The sequence below is a fragment of the Pantoea sp. S61 genome (assembly GCF_016625145.1).
Classification (GTDB): Bacteria; Pseudomonadota; Gammaproteobacteria; order Enterobacterales; family Enterobacteriaceae; genus Pantoea; species Pantoea rwandensis_B.
This window is the reverse complement of the sequence record NZ_JACVUO010000006.1, coordinates 76,229-89,969: the sequence shown is the minus strand read 5'-3', so window position 1 is coordinate 89,969 and position 13,741 is coordinate 76,229. Positions and strand designations below refer to the sequence as shown.

10 protein-coding genes and 1 tRNA gene are annotated in these 13,741 nt (G+C 50.7%); 10 read left to right on the top strand and 1 reads right to left on the bottom strand.

Features of this window, described 5'->3' with window-relative positions; all coding sequences use genetic code 11:
* Nucleotides 1-606 precede the first annotated feature (606 nt).
* Together IAE30_RS13865 and IAE30_RS13860 are read left to right on the top strand one after the other, a co-directional pair.
* Nucleotides 607-1,089: a type VI secretion system tube protein Hcp gene (locus IAE30_RS13865; protein ID WP_038646192.1), complete on the top strand. Its 483-nt coding sequence runs from the start codon at nt 607-609 to the stop codon at nt 1,087-1,089.
* 17 nt (nt 1,090-1,106) lie between these two features.
* On the top strand, nt 1,107-1,973 hold the full coding sequence (locus IAE30_RS13860; RefSeq protein ID WP_038646194.1) for a hypothetical protein: 867 nt from the start codon (nt 1,107-1,109) through the stop codon (nt 1,971-1,973).
* A gap of 592 nt (nt 1,974-2,565) precedes the next feature.
* Here the strand turns inward: IAE30_RS13860 and IAE30_RS13855 are convergent.
* Nucleotides 2,566-2,641: transfer RNA gene (locus IAE30_RS13855), tRNA-Asn, on the bottom strand.
* A gap of 507 nt (nt 2,642-3,148) precedes the next feature.
* On the opposite strand from IAE30_RS13855, the gene IAE30_RS13850 reads away from it, so the two are divergent.
* The 8 genes from IAE30_RS13850 (at nt 3,149) to IAE30_RS13815 (ending at nt 13,739) form a co-directional block, all read left to right on the top strand.
* Nucleotides 3,149-4,072, top strand: coding sequence for a sugar ABC transporter substrate-binding protein (locus IAE30_RS13850; RefSeq protein ID WP_045832271.1), 924 nt, complete (start codon nt 3,149-3,151; stop codon nt 4,070-4,072).
* A gap of 32 nt (nt 4,073-4,104) precedes the next feature.
* On the top strand, nt 4,105-5,589 hold the full coding sequence (locus IAE30_RS13845; protein ID WP_034824628.1) for a sugar ABC transporter ATP-binding protein: 1,485 nt from the start codon (nt 4,105-4,107) through the stop codon (nt 5,587-5,589).
* A 14-nt stretch (nt 5,590-5,603) separates the two neighbouring features.
* Complete coding sequence (locus IAE30_RS13840; RefSeq protein WP_038646197.1) at nt 5,604-6,635, top strand: ABC transporter permease; 1,032 nt, start codon at nt 5,604-5,606, stop codon at nt 6,633-6,635.
* Between the two features lie 680 nt (nt 6,636-7,315).
* Complete coding sequence (gene nac, locus IAE30_RS13835) at nt 7,316-8,233, top strand: nitrogen assimilation transcriptional regulator NAC (RefSeq protein ID WP_034824624.1); 918 nt, start codon at nt 7,316-7,318, stop codon at nt 8,231-8,233.
* 186 nt (nt 8,234-8,419) lie between these two features.
* Nucleotides 8,420-9,379, top strand: a complete 960-nt coding sequence (gene cbl / locus IAE30_RS13830; protein WP_034824622.1) for an HTH-type transcriptional regulator Cbl — start codon at nt 8,420-8,422, stop codon at nt 9,377-9,379.
* Nucleotides 9,380-9,687: 308 nt separating this feature from the next.
* The gene (locus IAE30_RS13825) at nt 9,688-11,145 is read left to right on the top strand and encodes an NAD-dependent succinate-semialdehyde dehydrogenase (protein WP_038650018.1); all 1,458 of its coding nucleotides are present in this window, start codon (nt 9,688-9,690) and stop codon (nt 11,143-11,145) included.
* A 423-nt stretch (nt 11,146-11,568) separates the two neighbouring features.
* Nucleotides 11,569-13,038, top strand: a complete 1,470-nt coding sequence (locus tag IAE30_RS13820) for an aldehyde dehydrogenase (protein ID WP_200680172.1) — start codon at nt 11,569-11,571, stop codon at nt 13,036-13,038.
* Between the two features lie 32 nt (nt 13,039-13,070).
* Nucleotides 13,071-13,739 carry a haloacid dehalogenase type II gene (locus tag IAE30_RS13815; protein WP_038646202.1) on the top strand — a complete coding sequence of 223 codons (669 nt, stop codon included), beginning with the start codon at nt 13,071-13,073 and terminating at the stop codon, nt 13,737-13,739.
* The last annotated feature ends 2 nt before the right edge of the window (nt 13,740-13,741 follow it).

Sequence of the window (13,741 nt, the reverse complement as noted above, 5' to 3'; positions counted from 1 at the left end):
TCAAACACCGTCTGAGTCAGTCACTTCCCGGCAATGTTCACCTGCGGCGTGCTCCGGTCTCCCCGGTGCGAGCGGTATCCCAGAACATACTGCCGTTCCCGCTTTGCAGCTTTATCTGCGGTAGTGCCGCGTTCCAGTCACGATAATTTCCTCGCTTAGTTACTATGGAGAGCAGTGATCAAGGTTGTCCACCCTTATTGCCGCGTTAAAACCTGTTCCGATCAGCACGCGCCTTGCAATTATTTCTTCCAGGAAGGCCTAAGCGTTATAGAAATAGCGGATAGAATATTGGATGATGAGCCCATCCATTTATAACAAAAAGACGTATGCGAACTCTACGATCCCTCGGCTTATTATATTTAGCGGTAATAAATCAGAGTGAGTTAGCCCTGTTCAACTTTCACCGTTACCTTCTGTCCGCCTCAAATTAATTCTAGTTCTGTAAAATGTTAATAAACTGATTAGTTGTAATGGTCCTAAGCATGAAAGCTCCTTTTAAGAAATGTCCTAGAATGAGTTAGTGTTGGTCCAAATAGTTGAAATAAAGATTGATTAAGATTATTTATTAATACCGTTAATCATTCTATATAAGCAAAGGAGCCTAATATGGCCGTAGATATGTATCTGAAAGTAGAGGGAGTCAATGGTGAATCTAACGACTCTAACCATACAAACTGGATAGATATTCAGTCCTTTAACTGGGGAGCCAGCCAGCCAGGTAATATGTCAGTAGGTGGTGGCGGGGGCGCAGGCAAGGTTCAGTTCAGCGACTTTGCTGTGCAGGCTTTTATTGATAAAGCTACACCGGCCATTATGAAGTTTTGCGCATCTGGTAAGCATGTTAACAGCGTAGAACTGTCAGTATGTAAAGCCGGAGGCCAAAAAGTTGAATATGCTCGTATAGTACTGGAAGATGTTCTGGTCACTGGCTGTAAATTCACTGGCGTTGGAAGTACCGATAAAATCATGGTCAGTTATTATTTCCAGTCGGCTAAAGCCAACATTCATTACTGGGAACAGTCCGAACAGGGTACGAAAGGTGCAGAGACGCAAGCGGGATGGGATATTAAACAGAATAAAGAAATTTAATTAACGGGGACGGAATTATGGCTGGAATAGCATCCTCTATAACCAACGCTATCTATAATGGCGGTTCATTCAATAGTTCAGAGATGGAACTATTGGTGGATATCATCAATAATACTCATGACGATGATTTATTTAGCTTCGCGAATGATGATGTTGAACAGGCTATGAAAACCTATTCATCACTTCTTGCAAACAGCAGTGGTCGCGCATCTGTAGGAGGTAATGATCTTGAAATGGGGTTGTTATCAAACAGAACTAATCTAGTCATGTCAACGCCAGACAACAAAGATTTTTTTAACAAATATAAATCCGGCAATTCTGACTGGTGGAATCCTTTGAAGGTCAGAGATGTGTACAACAAGTCAGCAAGAGACTATCTCTGGGAGATTTTAGCCCCAATTGGGACCTTTTTGACTTCAGGCAGCACCATTGCCGCGATAATGAGAGAGGTAAGTGTGAGGGTGGCGTTGTACTCTGCCGGTTCAACTTCAGCATTTGTATCGTTATTATTAATCTTGAGATCAAGAAATAAAGATGATCAACTTAAAAATAATAAGGATCTGATGAGCTCATTTAAATCGCTTGCCAAAGCGAAGATTGAGTTAAATAAATCTTATTTAAAGATGGTTTCAAAACTCAGGAATGATTTAGGGCCTCATGTAAAGGATGATAAGAAGCAAGATACTATCGCTAATCTAAATAGTGATTTAGGTTTGTGGAATGCGAGTCCTAATATGAGAAGCTTTGTAAATGGAGGGTTCCTTAATATTTCTGGTGATGCTAATCCTGAGATAAAGATAGAAGGCAATGATTGGTTTATTAAATTTGATGACAGCATGACATTTAGTAAGAACGATGTGGAAATTCTTGAGAGGCTGTCTTAATCACTTGCCATTATCGGTATTAGTTACGGCGCAGTTGCGCATGATATTGTGCGTAATTCGTAAATGCCTTTACAAGTCTCAAATTGTATTCTGCATGCTAAGCTATGGCCAAGAGCAACAGTTTTGGCCTTTTATCCCTCTGCATTTTAGCAAATATCCACAATTCAACACTATTATGTCCAGGACTTGCACCATACTCTAAGCCGGGATCTTCAAACAGATTTTATCGCCAGTGCTTCCCAGTTAAAATCGTCCAAGATATTAAAGGTATAGAATGGTACGCCACGGATCACTTCTGATTTGGCGCATAACGTGTGGCTAGCGGTGCAGGGCTAAGCATCGACAAAATTGCTTACACTTGGAAAGGGACTTCGGTTTCAGCTTGCAGCAGATGCGGTGAGCAAGTTTATTACCTAATCGATCAATATTCGCATGTGATGGGTCTTTGTCTATGTCTATCTGACACCAGATTTGACCACCAATTTTCCCCGATGCGGAGGGTAAAATAAAAGTACATCGGGAAGAGTTTTCACGCTCGCCTGTTGAATCAAAATAATGCAGAAATTCGCAAGGATGCATGAGAACTGGAAATTGGCTCCTCTGACTGGACTCGAACCAGTGACATACGGATTAACAGTCCGCCGTTCTACCGACTGAACTACAGAGGAATCGTGTGAACGAGGCGCATATTAGCGATGCCGATCCCTGTTGTCAAAGCCCTATCGCACACTTCTGGTTTAAGTGCGCGTAAAAGCAGCGGAATGCTGTTTTTCTGCCTTGAACGTTCAGATTTCAAACTGCCAGCAAGATCTCACTTTAAGCGCATTTCCTTTGAGATGTTAGATGCATGTCAAAGTTTTGTTATTTGCCGATTTTAAAACAATCATTTCAGTGCTTTTATGATGAAAATTTCAAATGCTGATCAGATGAAACAAATGAACTGCTTATCATCACGGGTGAAATCAGTTTTGAAGTCTGAAACAGCATTTTGAAAATAACCTTTTGATAAGTAGATAGTTGCAGGAAAGAGCAGTACCGAAACGATAGCGTTAGACCAGAAGCCTTACCTCTACAACCAGATAAATAACGCCAGTGCCGTTGAGTGAATGTAAAAAATATTTTTCATTCGTCGTATCAGCCCAACTGAGCATGTTAACGAATAAGAAGGGTTACCTATGAAATTCAAAAAAGCGTTAGTGACTTCCCTGTTAGCTTGCATGTTACCTGCCGCTGTTATGGCAAAAGACCTTCAGGTGGGCGTCTCTATGGCGCTATTTGACGATAACTTCCTCACCATTCTGCGCACCGCGATGCAGAAAGAGATGACCAAAGATGGCGTTAAGGGTCAGGTCGAAGATGCGAAAGGCGACGTTTCCCAGCAGCTGCAACAAATTCAGAACTTCATCGGTCAGGGCGTTGACGCCATCATCGTTAACCCGGTGGATACCAATGCGGTTAAACCGCTGATGGATGCGGCTTCTAAAGCGGGGGTGCCACTGATCTTCGTTAACCGCAAACCGGCAGGTGAATTGACCGACAAAATGGCTTACGTCGGCTCTGACTCCGAGCTGGCGGGCCGTCTGCAAATGGAAGCGCTGGCAAAAGCGATGAACGGTAAAGGCAACGTCGCCATTTTGATGGGCGATCTGGCTAACGAATCCACCCGTGACCGCACCAAAGGTGTTGAAGCGGTAGTGGCTAAATACCCGGGCATCAAAGTGGTTCAGAAACAGACCGCGAAATTCACCCGTAACGACGCGGTGGACGTCGTGAGTAACTGGATGACCGCAGGCGATGACATTCAGGCGATTGCGTCTAACAACGATGAAATGGCGATCGGTGCGCTGCAGGCGCTGGGCAAAAACCCGAACCACATCCTGATTGCGGGCGTGGATGGTACGCCGGATGCGTTGCAGATGCTGAAGAATGGCAAGATGGTCGCCACTGTATTCCAGGATGCTAAAGGTCAGGGTGAAGGCGCCGTACAGGCTGCTGTGAAACTGGCGAAAGGCGAGAAATTGGAGAAGGTGATTAACATTCCTTACCAGCTGATCACTAAAGACAACATGGCGCAGTTCGAATCTCGTAACCAGAAATAATCGTTCCCGACTCAGCCGTACGGAGGTGATGTATGACCGCTTTTGCGCTTGAAGCCGAAGGCATCAGCAAGTTCTTCCCCGGAGTGAAGGCACTCGACAATGTCTCACTACGCATTAAACCGGGGTCGGTACATGCCCTGATGGGTGAAAATGGCGCGGGCAAATCCACTTTAATGAAATGCCTTATCGGGATGTATCGTCCCGATAAGGGCACCATTCGCATTAAAGGGGAGCCGGTGCAGTTTCAGGACACCATGGATGCGCTGCGTTCTGGCATTTCCATGATCCACCAGGAACTGAATCTGGTGCCTTACATGACTGTGGCTGAGAACATCTGGCTCGGTCGCGAACCGATGAAGTACGGCTTTGTTGACCACGCGTTGCTGAACAAGCAAACGCAGGAATTACTCAACAAACTTAATATCCGTTTAAAAGCCGATCGTATGGTTGGCGAGCTGAGTATCGCTGCTCAGCAGATGGTGGAAATTGCCAAAGCGGTGTCGTGGAACTCCGACATTGTGATTATGGACGAACCGACCTCGGCACTGACGGAAACCGAAGTGGCGCATCTCTTCACCATTATCCGCGACCTGCGTGCACAGGGTAAAGCCATCATCTATATCAGCCACAAGATGGATGAAATCTTTACCATCACCGATGAGATCAGCATCTTCCGTGACGGAACATGGGTGGGCAGCAACAGCACCTCTGAATTTACTCGTCAGTCATTAATTACCCAGATGGTGGGCCGTGAACTGACGCAGCTGTTCCCGAAATTCAATGGTGAGATCGGTGAAGAAGTGCTGACGGTGCGCAACCTCACCTGTAAAGACCGTTTCACCGATATCAACTTCACGGTACGCAAGGGTGAAATCCTCGGCGTTGCCGGCCTGGTCGGGGCGGGGCGCAGTGAGGTAATGGAAAGTTTGTTCGGTATGGAAAGTTTCGACAGCGGTGAAGTGCTGATCGATGGCGTACCGGTCAAAATTGATTCGCCTTCCACGGCGATAGAGAAGGGCATGGCGTTCCTGACCGAGGACCGTAAAAAGTCCGGCTTATTCCTGGTGTTGTCGGTGATGGAGAACATGAGCATCGTCAATATGCCGGATTATGTCAGTAAAGCCGGTTTCGTTAGCCACATGAAGATGGCGCAGGACTGCATGGAGCAGATCCGCAAGCTCAATATTAAAACGCCGACCATGGATCAGATCATCAACAACCTCAGTGGCGGTAATCAGCAGAAGGTGTTGATTGCGCGCTGGCTGCTGGCACAACCGAAGATTCTGATCCTCGATGAACCGACGCGCGGTATTGACGTCGGGGCAAAAGCCGAGATTTACCGCTTAATCAGCGAACTGGCGAACCGTGGCGTGGCCATCATTATGGTCTCGTCTGAGTTGCCGGAAATTCTGGGCATGAGCGACCGCGTGATGGTTATGCACGGCGGACGTATAACTGGCATCCTCGATAAAGAAGAGGCCAATCAGGAAACCATTTTGTCGTTGGCATCCGAGTGAGGCGCGAGACATCTATGAGCAACGTAAAAATTACGGCCCCGCAGGCCGCGGAATCGACATCCTTCTTTGGCAATCTGCGCCATAAGCTGCCGAAAGATACCGGCATCTTTGTGGTGATGTTAGGTATTGCCCTAATCTTTGAAATTGCAGGCTGGTACGTACGTGACCAATCTTTCCTGCTCAACACCAACCGTCTGGTTTTAATTGTGTTACAGGTGGCGATCATCGGCATTATCGCGGTGGGTGTGACGCAAGTCATCATCACCACGGGGATTGACCTGTCGTCTGGTTCGGTGATTGCACTGACCGCGGTGGTGGCGGCCAGCCTGGCACAAACCTCTGACAGCCTGACACCGATGTATCCTTCTCTGGTGAACCTGCCCGCAGTCATTCCGATTGTGGCGGGGATCGGCGTAGGTCTGCTGTGCGGGGTAATGAACGGTTTCCTGATTACCAAAACCGGTATCCCGCCTTTTATCGCGACACTGGGCATGATGGTGTCGGCGCGTGGTCTGGCGCAGTACTACACGCAAGGTAACCCGATCAGCTTCCTGTCAGATGGCTTTACCTCCATCGGCCAGGGTGCAATGCCGGTGATTATCTTCCTGGTGGTGGCCTTCCTGTTCCATATCGCTCTGAAGCATACGCGTTACGGTAAGTATGTGTATGCCATTGGCGGCAACATGACCTCGGCCAAAGTGTCAGGGATTAACGTCAATAAATACCTGATCATCGTCTATACCATTGCCGGTGCGCTCTCTGGTCTGGCGGGTGTGGTGCTGGCGGCGCGCGTCAGTAGCGGCCAGTCAAGTATGGGTATGGCGTACGAGCTGGATGCGATTGCCGCAGCCGTTATCGGCGGTAGCAGCCTGATGGGCGGCGTGGGCCGTATTACCGGCACGCTGATTGGTGCGGTGATTCTGGGTCTGATTAAGAGTGGATTCACCTTCGTCGGTGTGGATGCTTACGTGCAGGACATCATTAAAGGCATCATTATCGTTGCCGCAGTCTCCATCGATATGCATCGCAACCGCAAAAAACGCTGATACGCGTCGTCCTTCGCGCTGTAACTGCGTTGGCTACGCTTGTTCACCCCGGTCACATAGTGGCCTATGCTCCCGGGGATGAACAATCTTGCCGCCTTGTTACAGCGCGAATGACTTAGCGTATCTGCTTTTTTTGGAGTGGGTTGCACAACAATTCATTTTTACGTTCATCTCCATCCGTTATCTGTATATCCCATGCTGAACGGCCTTTTCAGTTTTACAGCGCGAATGAGTGAACATATCGCCTTGAGCGTGCTGGAATCAAAACTCCGCTTCTTGAGTTCTGTCACGCTTTAGCTGCCTTGCCTCACAATAAGTTTTCCCACTGGTTGATCCTGTTCCTTTCCCCGCGTTTGCTTTCGTTCTGACCGTTTTTGGTCACTTTCTGCGACTTCTGCACCACTACAACGCTTTGGGTCATCACTTTTTTGCACATCTGCCACGCAATTTACGCACCATGGTGGTGCATTCTGATTCGTTTTTAATCACTCTGCGTCATGCGCTCAGCTTATTAACTCTTAAGAGGTAATCAGAAAGGCTTATTTTCCGTGCCGTTAGGAATATTCTGGCACTGCTTTTTCACGCTTCGAATAAACCTGGCCTGCATATTGCAACTTCATGAACACAAGCCAGCAGGCTGAGACACCCAAACGGGTTATTCGGGGATTGACGGAGGCAATATGAATTTAAGACGACTGAAGTACTTTGTAAAAATCGTCGATATCGGCAGCCTGACTCAGGCAGCAGAAGTGCTGCACATCGCGCAGCCTGCGCTTAGCCAGCAAGTTGCGACGCTGGAAAACGAACTCGATCAGCAGTTGCTGATTCGCACCAAACGTGGCGTAACGCCAACCGAGGCGGGCAAAATTCTTTATGCTCATGCTCGTACTATTCTGCGCCAGTGCGAACAGGCGCAAACGGCCGTCATCAACGCGGGCCAGGCGTTAAATGGCCAGGTATCAATTGGTCTGGCACCGGGCACCGCCGCTTCATCGCTGACGATGCCGCTGTTGCAAACGGTGCGTGAACAATTCCCGGATGTACTGGTGTATCTGCATGAGAACAGCGGCACCTCTTTAAATGAAAAAGTGATGAACGGCCAGTTGGATATGGCGGTGCTGTATGACCGTGCTCCGACAGCCGGCATTAATAGCATTCCATTAATGAAAGAAGAGTTGTATCTGGTCGGCGCGACCGCATGCCCGGGCGCTACCGTTGATCTCGCCGACGTGGCGCAGATGAATCTGTTCTTGCCGCGTGATTACAGCGCGGTGCGCAAACGTGTTGATGAAGCTTTCTCTCTGCGTCGTCTGAGCGCAAAAATTATCGGTGAAATCGAGTCAATCTCAACCCTGACCGCCGCGGTTTCCAGCGGCATGGGCGTAACCGTTCTGCCGGAATCAGCGGCTCGCGCCCTGGTGAGTTCAACTCACGCGTGGATGGCACGTATTAATAGCCCATCGCTGAATCTGCCGCTCTCGCTGAATATCTCTGCGCGCCTGCCACTGTCACCTTCCGCGCAGGCAGTGAAAAACATCCTGCTGTCACTGCTAAATAAGCCAATGACGGAAGAACGCGAGTTGATGCTGGTCGGTTAATCCCTTCTTCTTTACCCCAGCTATCTACGGCTGGGGTAAAGCCTTCACGGTTAAACACCCGCAAACGCGTCGAGATATCACCCCCCTTATTACTATTCCGCATAACACACCGTTTTTTATTATTTCCTGCAATGACACCAACTTCATAACATGGACGAAACAGGGCAGGGTACAGGAGAAAAGGGTGTGAATTTCCAGCAACTTAAAATTATACGTGAAGCAGCACGTTGCGAATTCAACCTGACAGAAGTGGCGAACACGCTGTTTACCTCACAATCTGGGGTCAGCCGCCATATTCGCGATCTGGAAGATGAACTCGGCGTGGAGATCTTCATCCGTCGCGGCAAGCGACTGTTGGGCATGACGGAACCAGGCAAGGCGCTGTTAACTATTGCTGAACGCATTCTTGATGAAGCAGGCAAAGTGCGTCGCCTGGCGGATGTGTTTACCAATGAAACCAGCGGCGTGCTGACGATTGCCACCACGCATACGCAGGCCCGCTATAGTCTGCCGCGTGTGATCAAAGCATTCCGACAGCTCTATCCTAATGTTCGTCTTGAACTCAATCAGGGTTCGCCGCAGGAAATTGTGGCCATGCTGCTGGCGGGTGAAGCGGATATTGGTATTGCCTCCGAGCAACTGGTGAACAACAGCAGCCTCGCGGCATTCCCGTGGTTTAGCTGGCATCACTCATTGTTAGTGCCGCATGATCATGAATTGCTGCAGCATCAGCCGGTGACGCTGGCCAGTTTGAGCCGCCATCCGCTGATCACTTATCGTCAGGGGATCACCGGTCGCTCACGTGTTGACCGCGCGTTCCAGGCGGCGGGCATCAAGCCGGATATCGTGCTTAGCGCGCAGGATTCTGATGTCGTGAAAACCTATGTTGAGCTGGGTCTCGGCGTCGGCATTCTGGCTGATCAGGCATGTGACATCTATGAGGGTGAGGATTTGGTGAAAATTGACACTCATCATCTGTTTGATGCCAACACCGTATGGCTGGGATTGAAACGCGGCCAGCTGCAACGCAATTACGTCTGGCAGTTTCTGGAACTGTGTAATGCCAATCTGTCGCTGGAAGAGATTAAGCGTCAGGCGCTCTCTTATGAAACGGAGTCTGAACCCGCTATCGATTTCCAGATTTAAGCCACAGGTCGCCATGAAGGGTGACCCAACATTCCCCGTAGGGTGCGCATTCATGCGCACCTGGCCACGAACCGCACCGTAAACGAAGACGCATTCATGCGCACCTGGCCACAAACCTCACCGTGAACGATGAGGCATTCATGCGCACCTGGCCACAAAACGCACCGTAATTGATGACGCATTCGGTGCAGCATAAAATTTCTTTTGTCGCCTTAAAACGCATCCCAGCCCGGTTTCCACCCCGTAGAAAAACATCCTGCACTGCTGCGCCACGTTACAGTGAAATGAACAGGATAAAGGGGATGAAAATGTCGCGGATTCAATTAAAAGATGCAGAACTGCTGCGCCAACAGGCGCTGTTTGGTGGACGTTGGCAGGACGCCCACGCGGGCGCCACGCTGCCGGTCATCGATCCCTCCACTCAACAGCAGATTGCGACTATTCCGGCACTGGGTGTAGCCGAAACCGAGCAGGCGATAGATTATGCCGAGTCGGTGCGCGTTAGCTGGGGCAAAACCCCGAATGCATCGCGCGCCGCGCTGTTGGATAAGTGGCATCAGCTGATTCTCGATAATGCGGACGATCTGGCGATCATCATGACCGCCGAGCAGGGCAAGCCGCTGGCAGAAGCGAAAGGCGAGGTGTTATACGGCGCCAGCTTTGTGAAGTGGTTCGCTGAAGAGGCGCGCCGCATTTATGGCGATACCATTCCGGCGCCCAGCGAAGACCGCCGCATTCTGGTTCTGAAACAGCCCGTTGGCGTGGCCGCCGCGATCACACCGTGGAATTTCCCGATTGCGATGATTACCCGCAAAGTGGCACCTGCACTGGCCGCCGGTTGCCCGATCATCGTGAAACCTTCTGAACTGACACCGCTGTCGGCCCTGGCACTGGCGGTGCTGGCAGAGCGGGCAGGTTTTCCCTCGGGCGTGCTCCAGGTGCTCACCGGATTGCCGACCGAAATCGGCAGCACACTGACCGCCAGCCGCACGGTACGCAAAATCTCCTTTACTGGATCCACTCGCGTTGGCCAGTTGCTGATGCAACAAAGTGCCGACAGCATCAAACGCCTGAGCCTTGAACTGGGCGGCAATGCCCCTTTGATCGTGTTTGATGATGCCGATCTCGATGTCACCATTCCCGGTGTGATGGCGAGTAAATTCCGTAATGCCGGGCAGACTTGCGTCTGTGCCAACCGCATTTTGGTGCAACGCGGCATCTATGAGCGTTTCAGCGAGAAACTCATTGAGGCAGTGGCAACCCTTAAAGTGGGGGATGGCTTTGAACCCAGTAGCACGATTGGGCCACTGATTAACGATCGCGCTGTTGAGAAAGTGAACAGTCATATTGATGATGCGCTTAGCCAGGGCGCCACCTTACTGCGTGGCGGGATCAGTGCAGCGAATGGCACCTTTGTTGAACCGACCGTGTTGGGTAATGTCACCAGCAGTATGCGTATTGCGCATGAAGAAACCTTCGGCCCGGTCGCACCGCTTTTTGTCTTCGATACGGAAGAGGAAGCGATACGCATGGCGAATGACACACCTTATGGATTGGGCGCTTATTTCTTTACGGAGAATATACGCCGAGCCTGGCGCGTGGCGGAATCATTAGAGTTTGGCATGGTCGGTTTTAATACCGGTGCGATTTCATTAGATGCGGCCCCCTTTGGTGGAATTAAATTATCCGGATTAGGACGTGAAGGTTCGCGCTATGGTATTGAAGAGTATCTTGAGCAGAAAACGTTTCATATGGGCAGTTTATAAATACAGCAATGCGCGTTAAATCGTGCCGCTACAAATAGGTAGCCGTGCAATTTATTGCGCATAATGACTTTCATCATCAATTTCATAATCAGCGCCGGCGGCCTCAGGTTCCCGGCGCTGTTTTATTTTGTGCGCACCGTCATAATTTTCCGGCTCATCACCGTTTTAGTGCAAGTTTCGTGCGAGCTGCACCGTAGGGATGCACGAATTTTGTGAAGTAAATCATCTGTTTATTCCTTCGGCAATTCCGCAAATTTTCCCTCTCCAATACGGCAGAAAATTTTTCTGGACTGTTTTTTACGCATTTTTATTTTTTACTGGGCTGGCATACTTTCTGCATTAGCTTATTAACGTGACAGATAAATGCAGTGCAAATCGTTAATTGGCGCACATGTGATGGGTGTAACAAATAAGGAATTTTCCATGTTAAGTTTCGACCCTGAAAAAGTTTCTCTCCCGATTGGCCATTATATTGGTGGCCAGCATGTCACCACCCAGGGCGCACGTTTCGCCGTAAAACGGCCGTCTGATGGCAAAGTCTATGCCGAGCTGAGCGAAGCCCAGGCCAGTGATGTTGATCGGGCTGTCACCCTGGCTCATGAAGCGCTAAAAACCAGTGGCTGGCGCAGCTGCCCACCACGGCAACGTGGCAAAGTGTTAGGCCGCTGGGCGGATTTGATTGAAAGCGATCCGTTACTGGCTCAGCTCGAAGCGTTAGGGTCGACGCGGCCGATCAGCGATGTGGTACAGCATGAAATTCCGTTTACCGCAGAGGCCATCCGTTTCTACGCCGAGTGCGCAGACAAATACAGTGGCGATCTATTTCCGACGCAGGAAAGCAGCCTCGGCATGCTGATTTCGGAGCCGTACGGCGTGATTGGCGCGATTACTCCGTGGAATTTCCCGCTGTCGATGGCGTCATGGAAATGCGGCCCAGCACTGGCAGCAGGTAATGCGGTGGTGCTGAAACCTTCGGAGCTGACACCTTTCTCTACGGTGCGCATGGCAGAACTGGCGGTGCAGGCCGGTTTACCAGCGGGCATTCTGAATATTGTGCAGGGCAGTGGCGCAGTGACCGGCAGCGCGCTGGTCACCCATCCGCTGGTGCGCAAAGTCTCGTTTACCGGTTCCACTGTGACGGGCGCTCGCATCATGAGTGACGCAGCACAGCATGGCATGAAGCCTGTCACGCTGGAGTTAGGGGGTAAAAGCCCACAGTTGGTGTTCGATGATGCGGGCGATATCGATGTGCTGGCACAGCGCATCCTGCGCGGCTTCACCGCCAACGGAGGACAGGCATGCGTCGCGGGTACTCGCCTAATTGTGCAACGTGGCATCGCTCAACCGCTGCTGGATCGCCTGGTGGCGCTGTGTCAGCAGCCGCAGCCAGGTGTCACCTGGCAAGACAGCAGCCGTTATGCGCCGCTGATCGATGAGCGCCAGGGCAACAAGGTGGCATCAGTGATTGCTGAAGCCAAAGCGCAGGGCGCGGAAGTGTTAGTGGGCGGTGAGCGTTTTGCCGACACCGATGGCGGGTGGTTCTGGCAACCGACCTTGCTGTGTGGTGTGGCGACAGACAACCCAGCCGTACAGCAAGAGATTTTTGGCCCGGTGCTGACCGTGCAGGAGTTCGACAGCGAAGAGGAAGGTCTGGCGCTGGCCGCGCATGAGACTTACGGATTGTGTGCGGGCGTGCATACGCTGAGCCTGCCGCGTGCCATGCGAGCGATGCGTGCCATCGAATCTGGCACCGTATGGATCAACCGTTATGGCCGCTCCGGTGATTTTATTATTCCTACTGGAGGCTTCCTTGGCTCTGGTATTGGCAAGGATCTGGGACGTCAGGCATTTCAGGCCTGTCAGCGCCAGAAGAGTGTATTAATCGATTTTTAAATTCACGTATCAGACAACGACGAGGTCGCGTCATGGCACTGTTTAAACCGAAATTCATCACCTTTGATTGCTACGGCACCCTGATTAACTTTGACATGGCGGGAGCGGCTGAACGCTGCTTTAAGGATCGTGTATCCCCGCAGGAGATGCTCGCATTCACCACCGATTTCGCCATCTATCGCCGCGATGAGGTGCTGGGAGCGTGGAAGCCTTACTACGATGTGGTGAGTGATGCATTGCAGCGCACCTGCAAAAAATGGGGCGTGCAGTGGAGCCAGGCAGACAGTGATTTTATCTACACCGATTGCGCCACCTGGGGACCGCACCCCGATGTGCCGGCTGGGCTGGCAAAAGTGGCGAAAGAGTTTCCGCTGGTGTTGCTCACCAACTCTATGAACGATTTGATTCCGCACCATGTGCCGCGTCTCGGTGCACCGATCCACATGACCATCACCGCGGAAGAAGTGGGTGCGTATAAGCCACAGATGAAAGGCTTCGAGTACATGCTGGACAAGTTGAATTGTGGTCCGGAAGAGATCCTGCACGTTTCGTCGAGCCTGCGCTATGACCTGATGACCTGCTACGACATGGGCATCAAAAACAAAGTGTGGGTCAATCGCGGTCACGATCCGGCCAACCCAGCGTATGAATACACCGAGATTAAAGACATCGGCGGTCTGCCCGCTGTGGTTGGACTCTAAGC

Bases quoted from the DNA above. Each gene is read 5' to 3' on its own strand.
- IAE30_RS13865 (WP_038646192.1), top strand. From the start codon at position 607: ATGGCCGTAGATATGTATCTGAAAGTAGAGGGAGTCAATGGTGAATCT.
- IAE30_RS13860 (WP_038646194.1), top strand. From the start codon at position 1,107: ATGGCTGGAATAGCATCCTCTATAACCAACGCTATCTATAATGGCGGT.
- IAE30_RS13850 (WP_045832271.1), top strand. From the start codon at position 3,149: ATGAAATTCAAAAAAGCGTTAGTGACTTCCCTGTTAGCTTGCATGTTA.
- IAE30_RS13845 (WP_034824628.1), top strand. From the start codon at position 4,105: ATGACCGCTTTTGCGCTTGAAGCCGAAGGCATCAGCAAGTTCTTCCCC.
- IAE30_RS13840 (WP_038646197.1), top strand. From the start codon at position 5,604: ATGAGCAACGTAAAAATTACGGCCCCGCAGGCCGCGGAATCGACATCC.
- nac (WP_034824624.1), top strand. From the start codon at position 7,316: ATGAATTTAAGACGACTGAAGTACTTTGTAAAAATCGTCGATATCGGC.
- IAE30_RS13825 (WP_038650018.1), top strand. From the start codon at position 9,688: ATGTCGCGGATTCAATTAAAAGATGCAGAACTGCTGCGCCAACAGGCG.
- IAE30_RS13820 (WP_200680172.1), top strand. From the start codon at position 11,569: ATGTTAAGTTTCGACCCTGAAAAAGTTTCTCTCCCGATTGGCCATTAT.
- IAE30_RS13815 (WP_038646202.1), top strand. From the start codon at position 13,071: ATGGCACTGTTTAAACCGAAATTCATCACCTTTGATTGCTACGGCACC.